Origin of the sequence: Sphingomonas donggukensis (genome assembly GCF_023674425.1) — a bacterium.
GTDB lineage: Bacteria > Pseudomonadota > Alphaproteobacteria > Sphingomonadales > Sphingomonadaceae > Sphingomonas > Sphingomonas donggukensis.
In genome coordinates, this window is record NZ_CP098401.1 from 1,997,147 (window position 1) to 2,022,339 (window position 25,193).

A 25,193-nucleotide genomic window follows, 5' to 3' on the forward strand; every position below is an offset into this window, starting at 1 on the left:
CTATCCTGAGGTCGAGCACCATGAGATAACGGGAGGATGCTGTCCGCTTCGAACCTGGCGCTGGCCTATCTCCTGCTCGAATGGGTGATCCGCCTGGTGATGGTGGTGGTCATCCCCCTGCGACGCCCGCCCGAGGCCGCGAGGAGCTGGCTGTTGCTGGTCCTGTTTCTACCGGTGCCCGCGCTGATCCTGTACCGGATGATCGGGCGAGCGGGCTTCCCGGCATGGCGGCGCGAGCGGTTCGAACAGACGGCCGCGGAACGCCATCGGACTGCGGCCATACTGCACAGCGGTGGACAAGGCACCGACATCCAGCGCCTCGCGCATCATCTGGGCGGTTTCCCGGCGTGCGATGACAATACCGTCAGCCTGCTGACCGATTATGACGGCACGATCGACGCAATGGTGGCCGCGATCGACATCGCGGAAACGCGCGTTCATCTGCTGACCTACATCTTCGCCGACGATGCCACCGGCACGAGGGTCGCACAGGCGCTCGGCAGGGCGAAAGCGCGGGGTGTCGACGTGCGGGTGCTCATCGACGCGCTCGGGTCCCGACCGTGGAACAGGCGAAGCCTGCCTCTGCTGTCCCGTCTAGGCGTCGATGCGCGGCTGGCCCTGCCGGTCCGCTTCGCAGGGTTGCGCCGCACACGGAGCGATCTGCGGAACCACCGGAAGCTGTGCCTGATCGACGGGCGATTGGGCTTCGTGGGATCGCAGAATATCGTAGATCGCGATTTCAAGCCCGGCATCGTCAACGACGAGCTGGTTGCGCGGGTCGCGGGGCCGGTCGTCGCCGCGCTAGACGCGGTCTTTGCCAGCGACTGGTATATGGAAACCGAGCAGCCGATCGCGCCGGTGGCCATCCCCGCTGGCGCGGGCAACATCGTCCTTCAGGCGATGCCCAGCGGCCCCGATTTCGGGGCGCCCGGGTTCGAGCGGCTGCTGGTCGAGCTGGTGCATGACGCAGCGCGGCGGGTCGTGATCGTCTCGCCCTATCTGATCCCCGACCAGGCGCTGCTGACCGCCATCAAGAATGCAGCGGCGCGTGGCGTCACCATCGACCTCATCGTGTCGCAGGTCGTGGACCAGCGGCTCGTCAGCCTCGCGCAGCGGTCCTATTATCAGGAACTTCTGGAAGCCGGGGTGCAGCTGCACCGGTATCGCGACCGTCTGCTCCACGCCAAGAATGTCTCGATCGACGACGCGATCGGCGTGATCGGTTCGAGCAACGCCGACGTCCGTTCGTTCATGCTCAACGCCGAAATCAGCCTCATCCTCCACGATCCCGACACAGCTGCCAGACTGGCCGCGATCCAGCAGGCCTATATCGATCGCAGCGAGCGTCTTACCCTGGACGCATGGAACCGCCGTTCCAGAGCTATCCGTCTATTCGAAAACCTCGCGCGCCTCGTCAGCCCACTGCTCTAGCTTCACGACGGCTCCGAATGAGATGGATCGCCAATCCGCCAATGGCGGCCAGTGGCAGTAGGCAATGATGACCTCGTCATGTGCCACCGACGGACTTCGACCGCGACCATCAATCCTTGACGACCTGCTTCTGGACGACTGGCCCACGGGCGTCGGGTTCGCCTGCCCGGATGACGAGGTAGCGCCGCTGTCCCGGTGTCGTATCGGCAACGATCTGACGGATCGGCCCGACGGCATTGACGATCGCCGCTCCGGCCGGATTGGTCATGAACTTGGCAAGCGGCTCGACTGCGCCCTTCCCGTCGGCATTGGCAGAAAGCGCGAGCGTGAACGGCATCTTCGGCGGCAGACCGGCGACAGCTGCCTGCAGGATCTGGACCTGTCCCTGATCGAACAGCGTGACCTGGCTGGTGCCTGTTCCCGACAGGGCCAGCTGGACCTTCGCGCCAGCCTTGTCGAGCGGGACGAGATTGGCCCTGCCGTCGCCCGACGGCACCGCGCCCGGCACATAGGCGACGCCCTGCGGCCCCTGGCCGATCGGGATGGTGGCGCTGACCCGGTTGGTGGCGGTGTCGATCGCCGCCACGGCATCCGCGTTCTCCAGCCCCACGTACATGCGGCTGCCGTCGCCTGACGGCCACAGGCCGTGGGGCAGCGCGCCCACGGGCACGCTCGCCACCTGCGCGAAAGTATCGGTGCGGAACACCTTCACGACATTCTCGGTGCCGACCGTCACATAGGCGAATTGGCCGCGCGGCGTGCGGGCGATGTTGACGTGGTTGGTGATCGCGCCGGTGTCGATCGTCTTCAGCACGCCGAAAGGCGGCTTCGCGTCGAACACCATGACCTTGCCGACGTCCTTCAGCGTCAGCCAGACCTGCTTCCCGTCAGGCGTCGCGGCGATGTCGGGGCAGAACGGGCTTTCCTGCTTCACGCGGCCGACGATCTTCTTGGAGGCGGTGTCGATCACGACGGTCTCCGGCGAGAAGCTGGAGCAGACGTAGCCGTATTTCCCATCGGGCGAGAAGATCGTCATGCCGGGGCCGTTGGGCACGGCAATGCGCGTGGTCGGCTGGTAGGTGCGGCCATCGAGCACCTGGACGTAATCCTCACCGCGCACGCTGACCCACACTTCGCGGCCATCGGGGCGGAAAAATGCCTCGTGTGGGCTGCGCCCGACATACGCGGTATGCTTCACCGCGTTGGTCGCGGTATCGATGAAGGTCACAGAGTTGGAACCGATCGACACGACCGCCAACGTGCGTCGGTCTGGCGAGAAGCCCATGCCGTGGACCAGCAACTGCCCCTTGTAGAGCGGGCTGAGATTGGCGGGTGTCAGGTCGCCGAGCTTGATGACGCCGATAATCGTGTTGGTCGACGGGTCGATCACCGACACGGTGTTCGAGAACTGGTCCGAGGTATAGAAGCGGTCGCGCGACGATACCGGCATATCGGGCTGCGCGTTCGGCACCTGCTGCGCGGCAGCGGGGACGGCGATGCTGGCAAGCAGCGCCGCGATGAGAACCTGCTTCATTTTGCTTTCCCTTTTTCCGCGAGGATCGCCTGCATGACGGCGATCTCCTGCCGCTGTTCCACAATGATGCCCTGCGCCAGACGCCGTAGGCGTTCGTCCTTACCGAAGCGCAGTTCGGCTTCCGCCATCTCGATCGCGCCTTGATGATGCGGGATCATCATGGCCGCAAAGTCGCGATCGGGATCGCCGCTGACGGGAACCATCATCGCGTGATGCATCCGCTCCATCGCCCGAGCCATGACGGCGGCGAAATCCTCGGTCTGTGCCGCCGCCCCGGTTGCAACAAGCAGCAGGGCGGCGGCAGTCAGCGTGCGTCGGACCCTCATCTCTCATCCCATCTGCGATATGCGGGCGATGATACCGATGATCGTTGCCAGCACAACCATGCAGGCCGGCAGGAACAGGATCTGGACGATCGCCTGTCGCCCGGTGATCACGTCGTTCAGCGTCTCGACCGGACCGGCGAGGAATGCCGCGAAACTACGCTGCGGTTCGCCGGGGACAGGTGTATCCGCGACCAGGATCCCACCAACGATCAGGCCGAAATAGACGATCATCAGCACGGTCACCATCGTGATGACGAGCGCGGCCTCGGTATCGCGGGCGAAGAAGGTCCAGAAGCTGGCGAGCATCGCCGCGTAGAGGCCGACCAGGCCGAGCAGCGCGCCGGGATGCATGCCGCGCGAGGCGACGCCGGGTGCGGTGCGCTCGATCGCATCATAATCGCCGGCGTCATGGACCAGCGTCAGCATCGGGCGCGGGGTCAGGTCGACCATCGGCATCTCGTGCTCGACTTGGGAAGCGGGCATCGCCATCATCGTAACTCCATGTGCGGCGGAGCGCGGAAGTGCGCGGCGTCGTGGAGGAAAGATGGCGTCCAGCCTTGGATCGGTCCAACCGATCGTTCCTGTGATTTCGATCCGGAAAGGAGATCGATGGTTCCGGATGCCGAAGATCGGCGGGCATTGCTCACGCTTCCCCACGTCGCGCCGCTGGAAAACTGGCGGAGCAATCTCGCCTGTGAACGGCAGGTGCCCCATGTCGACCCACATGATGGCGGGACCAACGCGCGGCTTCTGATCCTGCTGGAGACGCCGGGGCCAGGCGAAGCGTCGATCCGGTTCGTGTCGCGCGACAACCCTGGCGGGACACAGCGCAACCTCGCCCGGTTTCTTGACGAAGCCGGTATCGCACGGCGCGATATGCTGTTGTGGAACTGCGTGCCGTGGGTCGTCCATGCACCCGGCGCACGCAACCGTCCGCTCCGCCGCGGCGAAATCCGCGAAGGGCTGGGAACGCTGCCAAGCCTGCTCGCTTTGCTGCCGCACCTGACGACCATTGTGCTGGCGGGGCGCGTCGCACGCGAAGCCGCGCCGATCATCGCCGCCACGCGACCGGATGTCGCGATCCTGACCATGCCGCATCCCAGCCCGGCCAACGTCTGCACCAGCCCGGCGGTCGCCGCCGCGATCCGGAAAGCGCTGTCCGCCGCGGCAACCCGGCTCGGCTCAATGCGCGAGAAATAGCGGGAGATCGGCGGCGGAGAGCAGGTGGCGGGTTGTCCCGCCCAGCAGCCATTCGACCATCGCGTTGTGGCGATAGGCGCCGGCGACGAGCGCATCGGCCCCGACCGCGTGCGCCTCTCCGACGATCCGCGCACCCAGTTCGCCATCGCCGCGCGGGACCGCATGGATCTCGGCATGAATGCCGCCCAGTCCAAGATCGCCGGCAAGGTCGCGCGCGGCGTCGCTGCCCTCGCCGATTGCAATCACGGTCACCCGCACTGCACGAGCCAGCCACGGCATAGCGCCGGCAACCGCGCGACCGGACGCATCGCTGCCGCTCCAGGCAATCGCGATGTGCGACAGGCTGGACGCGGCAACGGCTGGCGGCATCAACAACGCCGGCACATCGGTGCCGAAGATCGCCGCATGCAGCGCGTCGCCACTGTCCATGTCATGTCCACGTGCCAGGACGATCAGGTCGGCGCTCTTGCTGCGGGCGGACACCATTTCCTCCTGCTGCCCGACCTCGCAACGCCATCCGACTGGTGTCTCCGGATGATCGCGCTGCCAGCGCTCCACCGCCGCGCGGACGGCTTCGGCGCGCTCGGTCGCGGTCCCTTCGCGCGCATCGCGCAGGCGCTGGAAGTCGATCTCCTCCGGTGCGGCGACGATGCGGTCGGGATCGACATCGACGTGAAGCGCCTCGATCGCGCAACCGGGCAGCGCCGGCGCAGCCAGCGCGGCGGCATCGAGGCAGGCGATGGTCGTGGCCGGATCGGTCAGCACGGCAAGCAGGCGGTGTGGCATCGTCTCAACTCCTCATCAGATTGGGCGCGATCGATCCCAGCCAGACCGCGAGCAGGCACAAGGTGACGGACGCGACGACGTTGGCGCTGGCGCGCAGTGGCTCGCCCGCCTCGAACAGGGCGAGGGTCTGGAGGCTGAAGGACGAGAAGGTGGTGAAGCCGCCGCACAGCCCGACCAGCACGAACAGCCGCGCGTCGGTCGACGCCGCGACGCGCCCACCCGGCCCGGTCAGGGCGGCGAAAAGGCCGATCGCGAACGAGCCGACGACGTTGATCGTCAGCGTTCCCCACGGGAACAGCTCACCCGTCCGCGTTGTGATGGCGAGGTTCAGGGCATAGCGGGCGATGGTGCCGATCGCGCCACCCAACGCGACGTAGAGGAGCGTCAGCATGGCGCGGGCGCTATTGGCAAACGGAGCATCGTTCGGTCCTTCCCTGATCTGGCGGGGAAGGCGCACGTCCTGCCCGCGCCAATGAAGCGCAAAAGCAGGAGTCATTAGCCACGACGGCGGTTATGCGGGGGAACTCCATCCCCGTTGATCGCGAAGATAGGCGGGCGTCGCACGTGACGCAAGCCGATCGGAACGATCGTCGATCCCGCTTGGACGCGCGTCGTGATCGGCGTCTATGCCGACCTCCATGCCTACACTGACCCAAGCCCTGGCCGCCTGCGCGATGATACTCACGACGGCTTGCGGCGAAGCGGTCGTCTCGTCCGCAACATCTTCGTACGACGCGAACGTGCCGGTCGCCGGCCCACGTGACGCCGTGACCGTCGTCAGCGTCTTTTCGGATTACCGATGCGGGCATTGCCGCGCGTTCCATGCGGTGCTCGACGGCTTCCGCCGCGACAACCCGAATGTCCGCATAGTCTATCGCGACTGGCCGGTGCTGGGTGCGCAATCCGAACAGGCGGCGCGCTGGGCGATTGCCAGCGCGATGCAGGGCCGCCACGCGGCATTTCACGATGCGCTGATGGCTGCGCCGGAGGAGATGAACGCAAACGACCTGGCGCGGGCGGCGGCGCGGGCCGGGGTGGATATGGACCGCCTACACCGCGATCTCGACGTGCGGGAAGATGCGATCGATGCGACCTTGCGCGAGACCGACGCTCTGGCACGTTCCTACGGCCTGCAGGGGACGCCGGGGATCGTCATCGGCAAACTGGTCATCCCGGGCGCGATCGACCGGGCTACGCTCGACAAAGCGGTTGTCGCGATCCGCAATCAATCATCAAATGCGATTGGAATGAACTAATCAAACCGTTGGATAGATTGGTTGGTCAAGCGTAGCACCGGCGTCAGGAGATTGAATATGACGCTGGAGCAATTAAGAATATTCGTCGGCGTGGCCGAGCGCGAGCATGTGACGCGGGCGGCTGAGGCGCTGAACGTCACCCAGTCGGCCGCATCAGGTGCGATTGCCGCGCTGGAGGCGCGCCACGGCGTGCCGCTGTTCCACCGCGTCGGGCGCGGCATCCAATTGACCGAGGCGGGCGCCGCGTTTCTCGACGAGGCGCGCGCGGTGCTGGGCCGTGCCGCGCACGCCGAGATGATGCTGGCCGAATACGGCGGGCTGGAGCGCGGGACGCTCAAGCTCGTCGCCAGCCAGACGATCGCCAGCTATTGGCTGCCGCCCAAACTCGCCGCGTTTCACGAGCGCCACCCGCAGATCGCGGTCGAACTGGCCATCGACAACACCGAAGGCGCTGCCGCGCAGGTTCTGAGCGGCGCGGCCGAACTCGGCTTCGTCGAGGGCATGGTGGACGAGCCGGCGCTGGCGCACTGGGTCGTCGGCCGCGACACGATGGTATTGGTCGGTAAAGGCGATACAGACAGGGTCGACGAGGACTGGCTACGTGAGACCCGCTGGATCGTCCGCGAGCAGGGATCGGGCACCCGCTCGACCTTCGAGGAGACGCTGCGGACGCGCGGCTTCGATCCGGCCCAGATGAGCATCGCGATGACTCTGCCGTCGAACGAAGCCGTCCGCACCGCGGTCGAAGCGGGTGCCGGGGTCGCCGCTTTGTCGCGGCTGGTGGTCGCCCGCGCGCTGAAGGCCGGCGATCTGGTCGAGCTGCCGCTCGGGCTGCCCGACCGGCCCTTTCACGCGCTGCGCCACAAAGAGCGCTATCGCACGCGCGCTGCCGACGCGCTGACCGATCTCATCAAGGAGCAGGCGAAGTGAGCAACGATACGCGGTCCGTCCTGACCGGTCTCAAGCCGCTCAGCCGGCTCGATCACCCGCGCGAGATGATCCGCCAGTTCACGCCCAACTGGTTCGCCGCAACGATGGGCACGGGCATCCTGGCCCTCGCGCTGCCGCAGGTGCCGGACATCGGCCCCTCGCTTAAGCCGGTCGGCGAGGCTTTGTGGTTCTTCAACATCGCGCTCTTCGCGCTGTTCGGCGGCCTCTACACCGCCCGCTGGGTGATGTTCGGACACGAGGCGCGGCGCATCTTCGGGCACAACACCGTGTCGATGTTCATCGGCACGATCCCGATGGGGCTGGCGACGATCATCAACGGCTGTCTTGCTTTCGGCATCGCGCGGTTCGGGGACGGCATCGTCGGCGTCGCACATGTCCTGTGGTGGATCGACGTCGCCATGTCGCTCGCCTGCGGTGTGCTGATCCCGTACCTGATGTTCACCCGGCACGAGCACAGCCTCGACGGCATGACCGCGGTGTGGCTGCTGCCGGTTGTCGCTGCCGAGGTCGCCGGCGCCAGCGGCGGGCTGCTCGCGCCGCATCTGGCCGATTCCCACGCGCAGTTGGTGACGCTCGCGACATCCTATGTGCTGTGGGCCTATTCGGTGCCGGTCGCCTTCGGCATCCTCGCCATTTTGATCCTGCGCATGGCGCTGCACAAGCTGCCGCATGAAAGCATGGCTGCTTCATCTTGGCTGGCGCTGGGGCCGATAGGAACCGGCGCGCTGGGTATGCTGGTGCTCGGGGCGGATGCGCCCGCGATCCTGGCGCAGCATGGCCTCGCCGATGTCGGCACCGTCGCGCAGGGGATCGGCGTCATCGCCGGGCTTTGCCTGTGGGGCTTCGGTCTGTGGTGGCTCGCGCTCGCGACGCTCATCACCATTCGCTACTGGCGCGCAGGCGTGCCGTTCAACCTGGGCTGGTGGGGCTATACCTTCCCGCTCGGCGTCTACACCGTCGCTACCTTCCGGCTGGGCGCAACGCTGAATCTCGGTTTCTTCGGTGTCGTCGGCACGGTGCTGACGGTGGCGCTCGCCGCGATGTGGCTGCTAGTCGGTGCCAAGACGCTGGCCGGCGCGTGGCGGGGCAATCTCTTCGTCTCGCCATGTATCGCCACCCCGAACTGATCCGCAATCCCGATTGGACGTCCGTGTCCGATCACTTGGCGAACCGCCCGCGATCCGCCAGCCTGAAGCTCAAGGGAGATATTATGGACACGCTCGACAGCAGGCTGGCCGCCGATACCAGCCGCCGCCGCTTTCTCGGCCGTGCCGCGCTCGGCACCGCAGGTCTCGCCGCCGTCCCCGCACTGGCGCAGCAACTCGTCGATTTGCGGCTGCCCGGCGGCAATTCGGAACGGCCGATGACCAGCGCCTTTCCCGGCAAGGGGCAGATGATCCTCCAGCGCATCCATCCGCCATTGCTCGAGACGCCGATGGACGTGTTCGACAAGTCCGTGTTCACGCCCAACGACCAGTTCTTCGTGCGCTGGCATTGGGCCGACATTCCGACCTCGATCGACGTCGAGAGCTTCCGCCTCAACGTCTTCGGCCATGTCAACCGGCCGCTGTCGATCAGCCTGGCGCAGCTGTTGCGGCTCCCGCGCGTCGAGCTGGCGGCGGTCAACCAGTGTTCGGGCAACAGCCGCGGTCTGTTCCAGCCGCGCGTCGCCGGGGCGCAATGGGGCAACGGCGCGATGGGCAATGCCAAGTGGCTGGGCGTGCGGCTGCGCGACGTGCTCGACATCGCCGGAGTGAAAGCGGGAGCAGTGCAGGTGCGGTTCGGCGCGCTCGATCAGCCGGTCGTCGCCGGAGCGCCCGACTTCGAGAAGGCGCTGGACATCGATCATGCCCGTGATGGCGAGGTGATGATCGCGTTCGGCATGAACGGCGAGCAGCTGCCGCTCCTCAACGGCTTTCCCTGTCGGCTGATCGTGCCGGGTTGGTACTCGACTTACTGGGTCAAGATGCTCAATTCGATCGAGGTGCTGCCCGGTCCCGATGACGAATATTGGATGGCGAAGGCCTACAAGATTCCCGCGACGCCCGGTGCGAATGTCGCGCCCGGCGCCAAGAACTTCCCGACCGTGCCCATCAACCGCATGATCCCGCGCAGCTGGATGACCAGCCTGCCCGATGGGCAAGCGATCGCGTATGAAGCGTCGATCCCGGTTGGCGGCATCGCGATGGGCGGCGACTGCGGTGTCGCCAAGGTCGACGTGTCGTCTGACGGCGGCCACACCTGGTATAAAACCACGCTTGGGTCGGACGAGGGCAAATACAGTTTCCGCCGCTGGGATGGGCGCGTTCCGCTAAGACGCGGCACCAACCCGATCATGGTGCGCTGCTGGAATACCGATGGGGTCGCCCAGCCGATGCAACCGATCTGGAACCCGGGCGGGTTCATGCGCGGCAACATCGAAACCACCACCATCACCGCGGCCTGAGGAGAACGCTACTATGAAGGCACCATCTCCCGGCCTGCTGGCCGTCGGCGCGATTGGCTTGACCATCGTGGCGCTGGTTTCGATCGGCGCGCCGAACAGCCGCAAGCAGCCCGTCGCGATATCGGAGACGTCGCCGCCGCCGCCCCCGTCGAGTGTCTCGGGCGGCGGCTTCACGCTCGCGTCCAGCAGCATCGAGATGCCGATCGACGACGCGATGTATCCGGACGGGCCGCACGCCGACGTCATCAACGCCAACTGCACGTCCTGTCATTCGGCCAGCATGGCGCTGACCCAGCCGGCGCTGTCGGCGGACCAGTGGAAGGCGACCGTAACCAAGATGCGCGAGGTCTATAAAGCGCCTGTCGCCGATAAGGACATTACGGCGATCGTCGAATACCTGACCGCGATGCCCAGCCAGAAAGCATCGCCCGCCACCGGAAAGGCGCAGGATCCCGACCCAAGAGCGGCGCCCGACGTATCAGGGCAGACTGGTTAGGCCTCAATGCCTATATCTAGGCCAAATCCAAAGCTCCAAAGCCGTTTTCGGCTAGACGGTTTTGCTGGCGGTCAGCCTCTCCTTATGGATATTCTCCAATGATCTGAGTGCCCAGCTTTGTCCCCTGTGGGGCACCATTTTTTCAGCATAGAAATCGGCAGCATCCGGGCGAACGCGCGTTCGCGTGCGCTCGCGCGGCGCGCCTGGAGGTACCGTGGCGTCCGGCCCCGCGTCGTTCGCATTCCCTACTTCCCCGCCTGCGCGTCAGGGCGTTGGCGCCAGGCCGAAGTCGTTCGCACCCCACGCGAACCCGGCAGTCGTCGTCACCGCGATCGAGAAGTCGGCCACGCCGTCGCCGTTCAGGTCGCCTTCGATGATCCAGCTGCTGTCGGATCCTACCGCGCGCAACTGGCCAGCACCGGTGAAGGTGCCGCTGCCGATGAAGGTTGTGAAGCCGATGCGCGATGCATCGATCCTGTCGCCGTGCGCGAAATCGAGGATCACGTCGCGGTCGGCGCCGGTGCCGAACGAATCGGTGGTAGCGAAATAGCTGAAAATGTCGTTGCCGGCACCGCCGCGCAGCATGTCGCCGCCCCCCCGCCCCCAGATCGTGTCGTCGCCGGCACCGCCGGTGATCGTATCCGCGCCCGCCCCACTGTAGATCGTGTAGGGCGTCGCAGTTTCCCGCGAGGCATCGAGGACCAGCACCTCGTCGGCGCGCAGCGTGTTCGCCTGGACGACCATCGGCGCCGCCCCGACCGCGTTGGCATCATCCATCGTCAGCGTATAGCCGAAGCGCATTCCGCCACCCCCGAACCGCGTGTCGGCGCCCGACAGCAGCACGATCATGTCGATGCCGCGGATCTGGTCCGCGCCAAAGGTCAGGGCGTTCGCACCCGAATAATCGCCCTGCAGCCCGATCTGGTCGAGCGCCCCGCCCTGCCCGTCGACACGGTCGGTCGCAGTGAAGCGGCTTTGTCCGAAATAGAAGCCGTCGCTGCCCTGCCCACCGGTCAGGATGTCGCTGCCGAAGCCTGCGTAGAACAGGAAGCTGCCGTCGGTTTCGGCGGACCCGTCGAAGATCAGCGTTTCGCCCGCGCGCAGGGTGTTCGCCTGCACCACCAGTTGCCGGCCCGCAGCGACGTTGCCGTCGTCGGTCTTGAAATCGAAATAGGACGGCGCGGTGCCCGCGGCGCTGAAGCGCGTGTCGTTGCCGGGCAGGAACGCCAGCAGCTCGATATTGCGGATGGTGTCGGGCGCGAACGTCACGCGCGTCGCGTAGGCGCCTTGCAGCCCGACCTGGTCGAGCGCCCCGCCGCCGCCGTCGATGCGGTCGAGGGCGTCGAGCACGGCGCCCATGTAGAAGCCGTCGCTACCCTGCCCGCCGATCAGGACGTTGCGACCGGCGCCGCCATAGATCAGGAATGATCCGTCGGTCTCCGCCGACCCGTCGAAGGTCAGGTCCTCGCCGGCGAGCAGGGTCCGTGCGTTCACGGAGAGCTGGTTGCCCGCCGCGACGTTCGAATCGAGCGTGGTCAGGTGATAGCTGAAGCGGTCGCTCGCGAGGCCGCCGAACCGCGTATCGCTACCCGATAGGATCGCCAGCGTCTCGATGTCGATCAGGTTGTTCGCGCCGAACACATAGTCCGGATAGGCGCCGCGCAGCCCGAGCTGATCCTCCGTCCCGCTGCCGCCGTCGATCCAGTCGCCGGTGTCGAGCGCGGCGCCGACGAAGATCACGTCGCTGCCGCCGCCGCTGCGCACCGTGTCGGACCCGCCCTGGCCGATGTCGAACACGTTGGTCGCGGCCGTGCCGGTCAGCACATTGTCGAGCGCGTTGCCGCGCAGGATATCATTGGGCCCGTCGATGCCGGTGATCGTCACCGACACGACCGCCTCCGTCCCGCCGGTCAGCGTGTAGCGGAAGCTGTCGGGCGCCACCGTGTTCACCGCGCCCGTCAACAGCCCCGTCGCCGGCGACACCAGCCCCGGGAACGACCCGTGCGGGTCATAGGACAACCGGCCATCGGGCAGCAGCGTGACCCAGGCACCCGACGCCAGCACGACGGTCTGGCCGGTGGTCAGGCTGACGCCGTCGACCTTGATGGGGCGGCTGGTGCCGACACTGGCGTCGTTGGCGAGGACGTCGATGGCGACCGCGGCATTGACCGCGACGGTGGCGACATCGGCGATGGCGACCGGCGGCAGCGGATCGACGACGATGTTCGTCGCCAGGACGTTCAGCGTGACCTTCGCTTCGTAGCCGCCGGCCAGCGTATAGTGGAACACGTCGGTCGTCGCCGCGACGATGCCGGCAAAGGCGCCGTGGGTGTCGTAGCGGATGCGCCCGTCCGCGGTCAGCGTGATCTGGGCCCCCGATGCCAGCGTCATCGGCACGCCGACGTCCACGAAGGTACGGTTCAACTGGGCGATCGTCGGCGGGCGACCGTCGATCAGCGGGTCGTTCGCCAGCACGTCGATGGTCACCGACCCGTCGCGCGCGACGGTCGCGATATCCTCCACCGCGACATAGCTGCCCGCCGCCAGGATGGTGACGTAAACGGTCCCGACCACGCCGCCGGCCAGATAGTAATGGAAGGTGTCGCTGGGCGGCGGGCCGTCGGGATAATTGACCATCGACAGGTCGTACTTGATCGATCCGTCGGCCTGCGGCACCAGCACCGCGCCGCTCGGGAAGATGATCTTGGCGCCCGGCTCGGTCCACCAGTCGTAGCCGTCGACATCGACCAGCGTGGGCGCCGGCCCGTCGAGATCATAATCATTGTCAAGGACGCGGATGATGATCGACTGGCCGTATTGCACGGCGACATAATCCGGCACCGCGACCGCCGGCACCGGTGCGCCGGCACCGGTCACCGTCACGGTGACCAGCGTCTCCACCCCGCCGGCCAGCGTGTAGCGGAAGGTATCGGTCGCCTGGGTCTGTTCGGTGCCGTTCAGGTTCAACTGCGGCGCGACCAAATAGTCGAAGCGGCCGTTCGGATCGTAGGTCAGGCGACCGTCGGCGCCCAGCGTGACGCGCGCGCCCGACGCGATGGTCACCGTCTGCCCCGCCACTGCGGCGACGCCGTTCACCCGGGCGATCGACGGCGCGGGGCCATCGGAATCGCTATCGTTGGCCAGCACGTCGATCACGACGGTCGCATTCTCGAGGACCGCCGCGGTATCGGCGACGCCGACCGGCGCCTGGGGTCCGTCCACGCCGTACAGGCGGACGGTGACGATCGCCTCATAGCCGCCGGCAACGGTGTATTTGAACGTGTCGGTCGCCTCGGTCGGCTGCGCGGATCCGGTCGCCGACTTGGCTTCCGGCGTGATCAGCGCGTTGAACTTGCCGTTGGGATCGTAGAGCAGGCGTCCGTCGGCGCCGAGCGTCACGCGCGCGCCCGATGCCAGCGCGATCGCCTGGCCGATCGTCGCGGCGGCGCCGTTGATCGTCGCGAGCACCGGCACCGGACCGCCGACGCTGAAATCATTGGCGAGCACGTCGATGGCGACGGTCGCATTCTCGGCAACCGTCGCACCGTCGGGCGCGGCCACGGCGCCGCCGGGCGTATCCACGCCCTGCACGGTGACGCTGACGCTCCCCTGCACGCCGCCGGCCAGCGTATATGTAAAGCTGTCGATCGCGTGATCTGGCAGCGTCGTCCCCGTCGCGAGCTTCGTCGCTGCCGATATCAGCGTGTCGAAGCGCCCGTTCGGGTCGTAGCGCAGCGTCCCGTCCGCCAGCAGCGTGACGGTCGCGCCCGATGCGATCGTCACCGCCTGCCCCACCACCGCCGCAGAGCCGCCGATCCGTGCGATTGCGGGGGCCGGGCCGTCATAATCGAAATCATTGGCCAGCGCGGCGACGACGACGGTCGCATCCTCGGCGACAACCGCAGCATCGGCCACCGCCACCGGCAGGTCGGCGCCGATGACGGTGACGGTCACCGTCGTCTCGTTGCCGCCGACGACGCCGTAACGGAACGTATCGGTCGCCTGCGTCGCCGCGGTCGATCCGGTCGCGAGCGCCATCTGTGGGGAGATCAGCGCGTCATAGGCGCCGTTCGGATCGTAGCGGAGCGTTCCGTCCGCCTGCCGCACCACTAGGGCGCCCGACGCGAGCGTCACGGTGCCGCCCACCGCCACGGCAATGCCGTCGACCGTGGCGATGGCGGGCGCCGGCCCGTCGCGATCGTAATCGTTGGCAAGGACCGCGAGCGCCGCCGTCGTATCGGCCGCGACCGTCGCGGCATCGGCCACCGCCACCGGCAGATAGGCGACCGCGACCGTGCCCGTCGCGACCGAGAACTGGCCGTTCTCGAACCCGGCGACCGCCGTGAACGTCCGCACCGGCAGGGCCGGCGTGTCCGACGCGCTGGTGAAGCCGATCGCGTGCAGGATCGCGGTCGCCACGCCCAGGCTCGCGCCGCCGCCCGCGAAGGCGATCGTCATCGGCGCCGCGCCGATACCGCCGGACACGGTGCCGACGACGGTACCGCCGTAGGAGACCGTGCCGTTCGCGATCGTCACCGCGGTCGCGCCGCTGCCGATCGCCATCACGACCAGCCGATCGTCGCCGGTCGCGTTCGCGCCGATCGTGACGGTCAGCTTCGTGGTGCGGATACCCGGCGTGTCGGCATCGGTGATCGCACCCGCCGGCGCGATCGCGACCGGGCTGCCGAGCGCCACATAGGTCGAGGCGGAGCCGAGCGTGCCGGGGCCGTCCGCGGCATTCAGGTCCAGGATCGTCTGGGCATCGGGGTTGAACCCGATGGTGATCGTCGCCGCTGCGGTCATCGGGTGCCCGGTGCTTTCGGCGAACACCGTCGTGAAAGTGACGGTGCGCGTGCCGAACCCCGCGTGGCTCGACAGGTTCGAGAAGGAAATCGCCTTCAGCAGCGCATTCACCGCGCGGCTTTCGCCCCCGACCGGCCCGAAGTCGAAGCTGAGCGGCATCCCGTTCGCGCCGCCGGTGAAGGTCGCGAACGCCACACCATTGTACAGCACCGACGTGCCGCTGACGCCGATGATGCCGAGCCCGCCGTCGCCCTCGACGATGCCGAGCCGGTCGTTGGGATCGGCATTCCCCGTGACCTGGACGGTCAGCAGGTTGCTGCGCGCACCCCCTTCGAAATCGCCGATCAGGCCGAGCGGAGCGATGACCTTGGGCGCGGTGCGATCGACATAGGTCAGCGACACCCCGGTCTGCGGGGCGGCATCGAAAGGCTGCAGGTCGAGCACGGGCGGCATGCCAACATCGACATAGGCGCGCGCGCTGGTCGAGCCGGTGTCGGTCGTCAGCGTGTAGGTGAAGGCGCGCGTCCCGATCTCCGGAACGCCGGTGCTTCCAGAGAAGCGCACCGCCTGGAGCAGCGCCGTGATCCCCGCCATCGACAGCGGCGCGCCGTCGCTGGAATGCAGCATCAGGACGAGCGGCGTGCCGTTGCCGCCGCCGGTGCCCGTGCCGACTACATTGGTCGCGGTCGCGCCGGCGACGCCGTTCGTCAGATACCCCGCACCCCGCGACCCGTCGATCGACAGCGTGTCGCCGGGCTTGGGATTGTCGGCTGCGATGGTCAGCGTGACGCTGTGCCAGCCGGCCTCGGTCGGGTTCGCCACGACAGCGTTCGCCGCCACCAGCAGCCCGGTCTGGGGCCGCGGCAGCTGCTGGCCGATCCAGGTGACGGCGGCGCCGTCCGCCGGCTCGAGATCGAGCACGACGCCGGGTGCGGGCGTCGATGCGATCGCGACCGACGCGGTGGCGGACAGCGACGGGGCATTGGGCGCCGACGTCGAGAAGGTGATGGTGCGGGTCGCAACGCTGTCCGACGTCGTCGAGAAGCTGACGCTGCGGTTGAGCGCGCCGAGCAGCGCCAGGTCGGCGAGACCGGCCGTCGTGATGGTCAGCGCCACGCCGTCGGTACCGCCGGTGATCGTGCCGAAGACGGTGGTGCCGTACATCAGGGTCGATCCGTCGACCCAGAACATCGTGTTGCCGTTGCCGGCGCTGGCCAGCGACAACCGGTCGCCGACAGCGGCGTTGCCGGTGATGGCGACCGTGATGGTGGCGTGCGACACGTCGATGTCTGGCGCGGTGACGCCTGCCGCAGGCGCGATCGCCATCGCGCCGCTGCCCGGGCGATAGGTCGCGCTGGTGCCGGTATCTATGCCCGTCGCCGCCACATCCTCGATCGCGAACAGATCGACGATGATCGTGTTGGCAAGGTCGATGACGGTGACCGTCGCGGTCGCGGTACTGGATTCGCCCTGCAAGAAATTGCCGGCGATCTCGATGATGCGGTCGCCGCCGACCGGATCGCGCGACACGTTGGAAAAGCCGACGCGCCCGATGATCGCGGCGACCGCGGCCTTGCTCGTCCCATCGACGAACGTGATCGCGATCGGATCGACGCCGCCCCCGGTGAAGGTGCCGACGACCACGCCGCCGTAGGACAGCGTATTGCCGCTGATCGACACCTGGCCCGCGCCGGTCCCGTTCGCGACCAGGCTCAGCCGGTCGTCGGCGGTCCCGCCCGACCGGATGGCGATCGTCAGCGACACGCCGGTCACGATCGGCAGGTCATCGTCGATGACGACCGGATTGGGCGCGACCAGCGTGGGGGCGGCCAGTTCTATGTAGCGGCTGGTCGCGCCGGTTTCCGCAGCGCCGTCGCTCGCGTTCAGGTCGATCACCGCGGGGCGATCGATGGTCGCGGTGACGGTGAGGCTCGTGGTGCCGGTCAGCGTTTCGATCGCCTGCCCGCCACCGGTGTTGAGGAACGGGCCGTAATATCCGACCGCCACGGTCAGCTCGCGCGTCGCGGTCGACGGATTTTCCGACAGGATGTCGAACTGGATCGCGCGCAGGATGTCGTCGGCGAATTCGCTGCTGAAGCCGTTCTGGAAGGTGAGCACCAGCGGCGTCGTGCCGACGCCACCGGTCACCGTCCCGACCTGCACCCCGCCCCACAGGATGCGGCCGTCCGCGGTCGCGTATCCGCCCGCCACGATCAGCCGATCCTCGGCACTGGCGTTGCGGGAGATCGTGACCGTCATCGACGTGATGGTGAACGGCGCCGTGTCGTTCAGCTCGGCACCGCCGGCGATCGAGACGGGGACGTTTTCGGTGTATCCGGCGCCGAAATTGTACAGCGACATGACCGGCGGCCTGTCGACCACGTGCACCGTCACATAGGACGTGCTGCCGACGCCGGTCGGCGGACGCGTGGTGACCGCGATGGTGCGGTCGAGGATCAGCGGCGAACCGGATGCGACCTCGAACGTGACCGCGCGCAGGATCTGGAGCATGTCCGCCTGGGTCGCCGCGGCGTTGAACGTGAGGGTCAGCCCGTTGTTCGAGTGGCTGAATTCGCCGATGTTGACGCCGCCGCGCAGGAACACGACGTGGGGCACGGTGATGTCGCCGAGCGCCGTGCGGTCGATGTCGAAAAAGTCGCCCGCCCACGCGTTGCCGACGACCGCGATGGTGACGCTCGTGAAAGTTCTGGTGCCGCCATCCACGTCGACGAAGCCCGGCGACCGGAACAGCCGGATCGGCGCCGATCCGTCGGTGAACGTGGTTTCGTAGTTCAGCCCGGGCGTCGTGCCGTCGGCATCGATGAAGGGTACGTGGTCGATCGTCGCGGCGATCGCGATGGTGATCGCGCGACCGTTGACGCCCTCGATCGACGAGGCGCCGATGTCGGCGCCGTCGTGATCGACGAAGTTGACGACGATATCGTGGCTCCCCGCCGGCGCGGGGTCGATATTGGCATAGGTGACGTTGCTCAGCACGGCCTGGACCGCGTCCTGCGACGCGGCGGCGTTGAAGACGATCGTCGCGCGCGTGCCGGCGCCGCCCGAGACGCTCGCGACCTCCACCCCGCCATAGCGGATCGTTGAGCCGCTCACGCCGACCTGTCCCGCGGCGTCGCCCTGGTGGCGGACGGCGACCCGGTCGGTCGCCGACAACCGGTCGACGTAGAATTGCGCCCCGTCCCAGCGATCCGTCCGGTCCACGATCGTCGCGCTGCCCAGCAGAAGGACCGGAGCGGCCTGTTCGTCCACCTGGAAATAGCTGGGAAGGCCGGTCAGCGACGGGGGCGTGTTGATCGACGTGACGCTGAGCGCCGCCAGGCTGGTCGAGCTCGCACCGCCGGCGTCGGTGATCGTGAAAGCGATATCGCGCGCCGCCGTGACCGGCACGTCGGACGCATTGCGATAGGTGAACGCCTGCAACAGCGCCCGGACATCGGCGACCGTCGATTGCGCCGTGAGGCCGATGGTGAGGGCAGGCGAACCGAGTCCGCTGGCCACCGTGCCGATGACGATACCGTCGAGCAGGATGCTGCCGCCCTGCAGCGACAGCCGCCCGCCGGTCTGGATGCCGACCTGATCGGCGGCATCGTTACCGCCGACGCGCACCGTCAGCGTCTTCGCACCGGCGCCATACGCCCAGTCGTCGTCGATGAAGGTTGCATTCGGCGCGATCAGTTTCGCGGCGGCTCCCTCGGTATAGGCGATGGCGGTATTGGTCTGCGCGCCGCCGCCCAGACGCATCGTCGGGATATCGTTGACGCCGATGACCGACAGCTCGGTCGTCGCCATCACCGGCAGCTTCAGCGATAGCGCCTCGATGGTGCCGTCCGTCTTTGCGATCAGCAGCTCGGCGACGCCGTCGCCCGTGACGTCGAAGAAGGTGATCCGCCCGCCGACCGGGACCGAATAGCCGTACAGCGGATTGTCGGGCCCGCTGCCCATTTCGCCGAAGAAGCCGCTTTCGTTGACGAACAGGCGCAGCCCATATGCACTGGTCACGATCGCGTCGTCATCGCCATCGAAATCGATGTCGAAGAAGGTGATCCCATCCCCGGTCGTCGACGTGAACCGATCGGCGAGTTCGGGCGCCGCCTCGTAATGGCCGGCGATCAGGCGGTAGAAGCCGAGGGTACCCGAACCGTTGCTCAGGATCAGGTCCGCGGTACCGTCGCCATCGATGTCGAAGAAGGTCGGCGTCTGACCCGGCGCGACCGCGATATGGTCGAACGGCTGGACGTTCGCGGTCGGCCCCAGCGTTTCGTAGGCGAAGCCGTTGGCGGTGTTGAGGATGCGCGAGAAGCTGCCCGCGAAATTGACCAGCGCGATGTCGAGCCGACCGTCACCGTCGAGATCGGCCACGCCCCCGGCCCGGCCGAACCCGCCGTACACCACGTCGCGCAGCGGCCCGGTGTCGCGCGGCAAGGTGGTGAACACGCCCCCACCCTCGTTGCGCAGGATCGTCAGGCCCTGGTCGGTCGACGACCCGATGAGCAGGTCGGGACGCCCGTCGCCGGTGATGTCGAAGACGATGATCGACGCGTCGGACCCGAAATCCATCCCCGCCAGAGGATTTTGGATCGCCGGGGCCGCCGGCGGATGCACCAGCAACTGCACCTCGGTGGAAAAGGACGCCGTCTCCCCCGTTGCGAACGTGATTTGGTGCAGCACGTCGGTCGCCTGCGCGGCGGTCACGTCCTCCGTGAACAGGATCGACAGCGTATAGCCCGACTGCATCGCCCCGCTGAACATCCGGCCGACCAGGATGTCGTTCCAATAGACCTTGTTGTCGGCGTCGACGCGAACGGGGTTGCCCGCACCGCCACTGGCCAGGACGAAGGTCGCCCCATCGCGCGTGTCGAGCGGCCCTCGCACCTCGATCCGCACATCCTTCAGGCTGCCCGGAGCGGTCAGCGTCATGCCCGCGAACAGATGCGCCGGCGCGTCGCCCTCGACATAGCGGAGGGGTGCCGGCGCACCGGTCAACATCAGGCTTGCGGCGGGAAGTGCCGGCGCCGTCGTCTCGGTAAAGCCGACGAGACCGGACTCGCGGATCGGCAGCATGCCGGCGGACAGGCGGGTGCGCGCTTCCGCTTCGGAATAGCCGGTCGGGTCCGACGCGCCGGTCGGCGTCACGTCTGTCGCGATCATCTTCGTCCCCCACGCGGCGGCGCTGCCCCGCGCCCGCGCCGATCATGACGGCGACATGCCGCCACGCGCATTTCCGCGCCGATCGGACCGCCCCCCGGCTGCCGCGGATCTTCGCCCTGAAATTGCAGCGTGCACCCTAAGGCGCTATCCCCGGTTTTCAACGAAACTTTTTGGTACAATCAAGCCGATAGCGGCGTTCCCGGACGCGCGATCGCGTGCGCTGAGGTCCGGACACGATCAGGCCAATCATCGCGATCGAGTCCGGACCCTAGATGGCGTCGCTCAACACCGACACCAGGTCGGTCGCCGACAGGCAGTCGGCGACCCAGCGCGCGAAATCGTCAACCAGCCGCGCGGTCGGGCGAACTCGCCCGTCGCTTCCCTCGACGATCTCGACCAGGCCCGCATCCGCCGCCGCGCGCAGGACGCTGCGGACGTGCACCCGGGTCGTCGCGCTACGCTGCGCGGCGCCCGTGTAGAAGCCGGGCGGCGTCCAGCCATCGTCGCCGTCGCGTGCCGACTGCAACAGGATGGCGAGGATGCGCCCGCCGCTGGTGTGTTGCAGGAAACGGTCGACCGACGGGTTCGCCGTCATGACCTTGTGCGCCAGCGGCAGGGTGGCGAGCCCGATGACCCGGAAACGGCGATGATAGTCGGGATCGCCCGCCGCGCCGAGCTGATAGCGCGGCTCGTCCGGGTACAGCAGCAGGAGCGGGCGCTGGTACATCGCCATCCATTCGCGGTCGATCGCGAGCATCGCCGCGGTCGGCCGCAACCAGTGGCGGCGCGCGTCGTGCGGCATCGGCAGCGCCTCGATCATCCCCTCGCGGCGCAGCTCCTCGACGATGCGCCGCACGCGTCGCACCGGCCCGATCCCCATCAGCGCGGCTGCCTGCGCCAGCGTCGGGACGCTCAGCCAGCCCTCAGGCCGATCGTCGCGGTGGTTCATCGCCACGCACACCGCGATCATGAAGGTGACGGCGCGATCGAATTCGAACAGGCTGCGTACCAGGCGCCGGTCGCTGCCGTAGAGGTCGGCCAGCCCGTCGACGACCGCATCGACCGCGACGTCGAAGAGCGGATGCGCCATCAATTCCGCGGCACGGCGATAGTTCGGGCCGTCCGCCGGCGCCGGCCATTCCTCGATCACATGCAAAGCATCTGCCCCCCAGCCGCACTCCACCCGTCGTTTGCCGCGGACGCAAGCCGAATCGCGCGCTCCGGATGGTTGCGAGCCGGCGCGCTGGTAGCGCCGGTCGGCCATTTGGTCGCGGCAGCCGCGCGCCCGGGGGCGGGCTGCGCGATGCACGGGTCGGACGGCGACCGGGGGGATGCGATGGTGTGGCTCAAGATCTTCACGCTGGTCTGCATGGCGATCGGGGCGTGGCGCAGCGTGCGGGCGATGGGGGAACCGGTGCGGGTCGGCGGGCGCCGCTATTACCGGCAGGCGGACGGCACCTATCGGCGCTGGTACGGGGGCCGGGCGCGCACGCGCGAGGACATCGGGCTGTGACCGCGCCGCCGCGCGCAATGAGCCGCGCCGCGACGATCGCCGGGATCGCGGCCTTCGTGCTGGTCGAGGGGACGGTCGCGTTCGGCAGCGCGATCGTGGCGTCGATCCGCTGCTGTGCGAGCGTGGCCGGGGCATGGCCGGGCGACGGCGCGGCCTGGGCGACGGTCGCGATCTTTGCGGTGGTGATGACGGTGCCGGCGGCTCTGATCGGCCTCGGCAGCGCAATGATCGTCGAGGGCGCGCGGCGGGCGTTCGCGGCGCTCAGACGGCCCTAGCGCGGCGGCAGCGCGACCGCGGCGAGCGTCGCCGCGCGGTAGCTTGCCCCCACCGGCACGCTGGTCCCGTCGACCAGTTCGAGCGTCAGCGCCTTGCCGCGGCGGTGGACGGCGGCGACCCGGTCGGGGCGCAGGAAGGCGGAGCGGTGGACGCGGATCATGCCCGATCCCTCCAGCAGCCGCTCCAGCTCCACCATCGTCACGCGGTGCAGATAAGCGCGCTGCGCGGTGTGGAGATAGACATGGTCGCGCGCCGCCTCCACCCGCACGATATCGCAAATCGCGACCCGCACGTTGCCGCGCAGCACCGACACCCAGATCGCCGCGTCCGCCACCTGGTCGCGGGCGGGCGCCGGAGCGTCGCCGTCGGCCCGGCGCGCGGCATGGCGCAGCAGCGCGCGCTCGACCGTGCGGGCGAGGCGGGGGCGGCGAACGGGTTTCAGCACGTAGTCCAGCGCGCCGATCTCGAACGCGTCGATCGCGTGCTCCTCATGCGCTGTCACGAAGATGATCTCGATGCCGGTCGCGGCCAGCTCGATCGCGGCGTGGATGCCGTTGCGCTGCGGCATGTCGATGTCGAGGAACAGCACGTCGGGCGCGAGCGCGCGCGCCATCTCGACTGCCTCGTCGCCGTCGCCCGCTTCGCCGACCAGCGCGACCCCGGGCAGTTCCGTCAGCAGCGCGCGCAGCAGCGCGCGCGCCAGCGGTTCGTCGTCGGCGATCAGCACCCTCATGCCGCGGCGTCCAGCCGGTGCGGGTCGATCGGCACGCCGAGTTCGACGCGGTAGCCATCGGCGGTCGGCCCGCACTCCATCCACGCCGACGCGCCGTAGTGCATGGCCAGGCGCGAGCGGGTGTTGGCAAGGCCGATGCCGCTGCGTTCGCCGTCCACGCCGGCGCGCCCGCCCCCGCGCGGCGGGCGTGCCGACGCGGTGTTGGCGACGCTCAGCACGGCGACACGGTCCTCGACGCGCGCGGCGATGCTGATGGTGACCGGCCCGCGCACCGGCGCGGCGCCATGCTTGATCGCATTCTCGACCAGCGGCTGGAGGATGAAATTGGGCACGTCGACCTGCCCCGCCGCGGGATCGATCGCGCAGTCGATGCGCAGCCGCGTGCCGAAGCGCGCCTCCTCGATCGTCAGATACGCGCGCGCGGTCGCGACTTCCTGGTCGAGCGGCACCAGCCCGGCGGGATCGGACACCAGCGACGCGCGCAGGAAATCGGCGAGCCGGCCGATCATCTCCTCCGCCTGCTCCTGGCGATCGCGTACCACGAGGCTGGCGATGGCGTTGAGCGTGTTGAACAGGAAATGCGGATTGAGCTGGAGGCGGAGCGCCGCCGCCTCCGCCCGGGCCGCCGCCGCCGCGAACGCCGCCGCCCGCGCCGCGTTCATCTTCGCCGAATCGGCGCTGCGCGACGCCCAGGTGAGCGCGAGCGCGAGGTAGTAGGTCCACAGATACAGCACCAAGATCGTGAACTTGCGGCTGGCATCGATGCCGAGCGCCCAGCCCTGCCAGTCGGGCAGCACCGTCAGCGCGACCGCGGCGAGCACGAGGTGATCGGCCACTGTCTGCACCATCGCCGCGATCAGGCCGGCGAGCGCGACCGCGCCCCAGCGCACCGGCGCACGCACGCCCTCCAGCCGGTCGAGCAGCAGGCCGAGCGCGATCGACTGGGCGATGCCGAGCGCCATCAGCGGCAGATTCGCGAGCAGCATCAGCCCCGGCGCCGACCGCCCCTGCGCGGCGGCGGTGATGTCCACCAGCACATATCCGAACAGCCAGACGATGGCGCACAACCGCACCGCCGTCCCGCGCAGGACCTGCCGCAGCAGCGCCTCCATCGCCCCGTTTCCCTGTCCGCCCCTGACGATCGCCATTGTCGCTGCGCCGCGCACCCGTGCCAAGCCCCGTTTCGTCGCGCCGCACGGCGGATTGGTCGGCGCCGCGCCGATTGGCATGCGCGATCCGCGCGGTTCGTCTCGCACCGCGCGACGCGGGCATGCGCGCGCCGTCACATGCGAGCTTCAGCGGGGAATTGGGGGGGCAAAGCGATGCGGCGGTTCGGAACGGCAGGGGCACTGGCGATGGCAGCGAGCGCGGCAATGGCGCTCGGCGGGTGCGAGACGCGGGATTTCGGCCCGTTGCCGACCGCAGAGAAGGACCGCGCGCTGCTGTGCGCGCAGACCGGCGTCATCGCGATCGGCATGCGCGCGCAATTCGATACCGCCGCGGCCAAGGACCGGATGCTGGCGAAGGTCACCCGCCTGAACGCCGCGACCGGGTTCGAGACGCTGTTCCCGCAAGCCGCGACCGACGTGGCCGGCGCCATCGGCGGGGCCGACACCGCGGCGAATGCGGTGCAGAGCCACTGGCTGACCACGCTCAACGCCTGCCTGAAGGCGTATGATATCGAGGAGGAGCCGCTCCCCGCGCTGCCCGCCGACCCCTATCGCCGGGCGATCACCTGCGCCGCCGCGACCGCGCTGGATGCCACCCGCGGCATGGCGCTTGATCCGCGGGCGACCGTCGCCAACGATCCGCAGGGGTATTATTTCATCCACAAGGCCGCGCAGATCGCGGGCAACGGCGCGCTCGACCAGGCGGGCACGGCGGCGACCGCGGCGGTGCGCCCGGTGCTCGACGCCGGCACCGGCCACCTCTTCGCCGAACGCTGCCGCGCCGACGATGCCAAGGCGGCGACCGCGGCGACGGTCGGGCTGCCCGCCGACATGCTGACCGCCGGGGTCATCTGCACAACGACCTTCGCCAGCCTGAAGGACCGCGGCATCGGCGTCGGCATGAACGCCAGCAACCTGGCGCATCGCTATGCGCTGGCCGAGAAGCGCGTCGACCAGGTGATGGCGGCGATGACGGTGGACGAGCCCGCGGTGTCGGCGGCGCGCCGGGCGGAGATCGCGCACGTCGCCAGCGTCGGCAACGGCGATGCGGTCGCGAACGCGTGCCTGAAGCGGTTCCCGCCCGCCTGAGGCGCGACGCCCGGG

The 25,193-nt window shown here is 68.4% G+C and carries 19 protein-coding genes and 1 riboswitch; of the genes, 10 read left to right on the forward strand and 9 right to left on the reverse strand.

Features of this window, described 5'->3' with window-relative positions:
- The first annotated feature begins 36 nt into the window (after positions 1-36).
- Entirely contained in the window at positions 37-1,431 is a 1,395-nt protein-coding gene (cls, locus tag M9980_RS09845) for a cardiolipin synthase (RefSeq protein WP_250750004.1), read from the forward strand.
- 109 nt (positions 1,432-1,540) lie between these two features.
- On the opposite strand, the gene M9980_RS09850 is transcribed toward cls, so the two are convergent.
- The 3 genes from M9980_RS09850 to M9980_RS09860 are packed head-to-tail and all read right to left on the reverse strand — an operon-like array spanning position 1,541 to position 3,783.
- Entirely contained in the window at positions 1,541-2,965 is a 1,425-nt protein-coding gene (locus tag M9980_RS09850) for a YncE family protein (RefSeq protein WP_250750006.1), read from the reverse strand.
- The gene (copM, locus tag M9980_RS09855; protein ID WP_250750008.1) at positions 2,962-3,291 is read right to left on the reverse strand and encodes a CopM family metallochaperone; all 330 of its coding nucleotides are present in this window, start codon (positions 3,289-3,291) and stop codon (positions 2,962-2,964) included. Before copM ends, M9980_RS09850 begins: the two co-directional genes overlap by 4 nt.
- A gap of 3 nt (positions 3,292-3,294) precedes the next feature.
- On the reverse strand, positions 3,295-3,783 hold the full coding sequence (locus tag M9980_RS09860; protein WP_250750009.1) for a hypothetical protein: 489 nt from the start codon (positions 3,781-3,783) through the stop codon (positions 3,295-3,297).
- 9 nt (positions 3,784-3,792) lie between these two features.
- Here M9980_RS09860 and M9980_RS09865 point away from each other — a divergent pair, with 9 nt between their 5' ends.
- A complete protein-coding gene (locus M9980_RS09865) occupies positions 3,793-4,491 on the forward strand; it encodes a uracil-DNA glycosylase (protein ID WP_250750011.1) in 699 nt (232 codons plus the stop codon).
- On the opposite strand, the gene M9980_RS09870 is transcribed toward M9980_RS09865, so the two are convergent.
- A complete protein-coding gene (locus M9980_RS09870; protein ID WP_250750013.1) occupies positions 4,474-5,277 on the reverse strand; it encodes a universal stress protein in 804 nt (267 codons plus the stop codon). The two genes, M9980_RS09865 and M9980_RS09870, sit on opposite strands and share 18 nt — an antisense overlap.
- Positions 5,278-5,281: 4 nt before the next feature.
- The gene (gene crcB / locus M9980_RS09875) at positions 5,282-5,668 is read right to left on the reverse strand and encodes a fluoride efflux transporter CrcB (protein ID WP_250750015.1); all 387 of its coding nucleotides are present in this window, start codon (positions 5,666-5,668) and stop codon (positions 5,282-5,284) included.
- A gap of 88 nt (positions 5,669-5,756) precedes the next feature.
- Positions 5,757-5,820, reverse strand: a riboswitch (Fluoride riboswitch).
- A gap of 83 nt (positions 5,821-5,903) precedes the next feature.
- On the opposite strand from crcB, the gene M9980_RS09880 reads away from it, so the two are divergent.
- The 5 genes from M9980_RS09880 (at position 5,904) to M9980_RS09900 (ending at position 10,426) form a co-directional block, all read left to right on the forward strand.
- Entirely contained in the window at positions 5,904-6,533 is a 630-nt protein-coding gene (locus tag M9980_RS09880; protein ID WP_250750016.1) for a DsbA family protein, read from the forward strand.
- Positions 6,534-6,590: 57 nt separating this feature from the next.
- Positions 6,591-7,463, forward strand: a complete 873-nt coding sequence (locus tag M9980_RS09885) for a LysR substrate-binding domain-containing protein (protein WP_250750018.1) — start codon at positions 6,591-6,593, stop codon at positions 7,461-7,463.
- The gene (locus M9980_RS09890; protein WP_250750021.1) at positions 7,460-8,611 is read left to right on the forward strand and encodes a TDT family transporter; all 1,152 of its coding nucleotides are present in this window, start codon (positions 7,460-7,462) and stop codon (positions 8,609-8,611) included. The genes M9980_RS09885 and M9980_RS09890 overlap by 4 nt, the downstream gene beginning before the upstream one ends.
- 83 nt (positions 8,612-8,694) lie before the next feature.
- Positions 8,695-9,930 carry a molybdopterin-dependent oxidoreductase gene (locus tag M9980_RS09895; RefSeq protein WP_250754872.1) on the forward strand — a complete coding sequence of 412 codons (1,236 nt, stop codon included), beginning with the start codon at positions 8,695-8,697 and terminating at the stop codon, positions 9,928-9,930.
- A gap of 13 nt (positions 9,931-9,943) precedes the next feature.
- A complete protein-coding gene (locus M9980_RS09900; RefSeq protein WP_250750024.1) occupies positions 9,944-10,426 on the forward strand; it encodes a c-type cytochrome in 483 nt (160 codons plus the stop codon).
- A gap of 264 nt (positions 10,427-10,690) precedes the next feature.
- Here the strand turns inward: M9980_RS09900 and M9980_RS09905 are convergent, their stop codons facing one another.
- Both M9980_RS09905 and M9980_RS09910 read right to left on the reverse strand, forming a co-directional pair.
- Positions 10,691-20,398 carry an Ig-like domain-containing protein gene (locus M9980_RS09905; RefSeq protein WP_250750027.1) on the reverse strand — a complete coding sequence of 3,236 codons (9,708 nt, stop codon included), beginning with the start codon at positions 20,396-20,398 and terminating at the stop codon, positions 10,691-10,693.
- Between the two features lie 268 nt (positions 20,399-20,666).
- Entirely contained in the window at positions 20,667-21,548 is an 882-nt protein-coding gene (locus tag M9980_RS09910; protein ID WP_250750029.1) for a type 2 periplasmic-binding domain-containing protein, read from the reverse strand.
- Positions 21,549-21,626: 78 nt separating this feature from the next.
- On the opposite strand from M9980_RS09910, the gene M9980_RS09915 reads away from it, so the two are divergent.
- Positions 21,627-21,911, forward strand: a complete 285-nt coding sequence (locus M9980_RS09915) for a hypothetical protein (RefSeq protein WP_250750032.1) — start codon at positions 21,627-21,629, stop codon at positions 21,909-21,911.
- Positions 21,908-22,186: a hypothetical protein gene (locus M9980_RS09920; protein ID WP_250750034.1), complete on the forward strand. Its 279-nt coding sequence runs from the start codon at positions 21,908-21,910 to the stop codon at positions 22,184-22,186. Before M9980_RS09915 ends, M9980_RS09920 begins: the two co-directional genes overlap by 4 nt.
- Here M9980_RS09920 and M9980_RS09925 read toward each other — a convergent pair.
- A complete protein-coding gene (locus tag M9980_RS09925) occupies positions 22,183-22,920 on the reverse strand; it encodes a LytR/AlgR family response regulator transcription factor (protein ID WP_250750037.1) in 738 nt (245 codons plus the stop codon). The two genes, M9980_RS09920 and M9980_RS09925, sit on opposite strands and share 4 nt — an antisense overlap.
- On the reverse strand, positions 22,917-24,032 hold the full coding sequence (locus M9980_RS09930; RefSeq protein WP_250750040.1) for a sensor histidine kinase: 1,116 nt from the start codon (positions 24,030-24,032) through the stop codon (positions 22,917-22,919). The genes M9980_RS09925 and M9980_RS09930 overlap by 4 nt, the downstream gene beginning before the upstream one ends.
- 243 nt (positions 24,033-24,275) lie before the next feature.
- On the opposite strand from M9980_RS09930, the gene M9980_RS09935 reads away from it, so the two are divergent.
- Positions 24,276-25,178 (forward strand): hypothetical protein, encoded by a 903-nt coding sequence (locus tag M9980_RS09935; RefSeq protein WP_250750043.1) that lies wholly within the window; start codon positions 24,276-24,278, stop codon positions 25,176-25,178.
- The last annotated feature ends 15 nt before the right edge of the window (positions 25,179-25,193 follow it).

What these genes read in the sequence shown, in the direction of transcription:
- M9980_RS09850 (WP_250750006.1), bottom strand. Translation starts at nt 2,965, where the DNA reads ATGAAGCAGGTTCTCATCGCGGCGCTGCTTGCCAGCATCGCCGTCCCC.
- M9980_RS09925 (WP_250750037.1), bottom strand. Translation starts at nt 22,920, where the DNA reads ATGAGGGTGCTGATCGCCGACGACGAACCGCTGGCGCGCGCGCTGCTG.
- M9980_RS09905 (WP_250750027.1), bottom strand. Translation starts at nt 20,398, where the DNA reads ATGATCGCGACAGACGTGACGCCGACCGGCGCGTCGGACCCGACCGGC.
- M9980_RS09865 (WP_250750011.1), top strand. Translation starts at nt 3,793, where the DNA reads ATGTGCGGCGGAGCGCGGAAGTGCGCGGCGTCGTGGAGGAAAGATGGC.
- copM (WP_250750008.1), bottom strand. Translation starts at nt 3,291, where the DNA reads ATGAGGGTCCGACGCACGCTGACTGCCGCCGCCCTGCTGCTTGTTGCA.
- M9980_RS09860 (WP_250750009.1), bottom strand. Translation starts at nt 3,783, where the DNA reads ATGATGGCGATGCCCGCTTCCCAAGTCGAGCACGAGATGCCGATGGTC.
- M9980_RS09880 (WP_250750016.1), top strand. Translation starts at nt 5,904, where the DNA reads ATGCCGACCTCCATGCCTACACTGACCCAAGCCCTGGCCGCCTGCGCG.
- crcB (WP_250750015.1), bottom strand. Translation starts at nt 5,668, where the DNA reads ATGCTGACGCTCCTCTACGTCGCGTTGGGTGGCGCGATCGGCACCATC.
- cls (WP_250750004.1), top strand. Translation starts at nt 37, where the DNA reads ATGCTGTCCGCTTCGAACCTGGCGCTGGCCTATCTCCTGCTCGAATGG.
- M9980_RS09935 (WP_250750043.1), top strand. Translation starts at nt 24,276, where the DNA reads ATGGCAGCGAGCGCGGCAATGGCGCTCGGCGGGTGCGAGACGCGGGAT.
- M9980_RS09900 (WP_250750024.1), top strand. Translation starts at nt 9,944, where the DNA reads ATGAAGGCACCATCTCCCGGCCTGCTGGCCGTCGGCGCGATTGGCTTG.
- M9980_RS09870 (WP_250750013.1), bottom strand. Translation starts at nt 5,277, where the DNA reads ATGCCACACCGCCTGCTTGCCGTGCTGACCGATCCGGCCACGACCATC.
- M9980_RS09885 (WP_250750018.1), top strand. Translation starts at nt 6,591, where the DNA reads ATGACGCTGGAGCAATTAAGAATATTCGTCGGCGTGGCCGAGCGCGAG.
- M9980_RS09895 (WP_250754872.1), top strand. Translation starts at nt 8,695, where the DNA reads ATGGACACGCTCGACAGCAGGCTGGCCGCCGATACCAGCCGCCGCCGC.
- M9980_RS09930 (WP_250750040.1), bottom strand. Translation starts at nt 24,032, where the DNA reads ATGGAGGCGCTGCTGCGGCAGGTCCTGCGCGGGACGGCGGTGCGGTTG.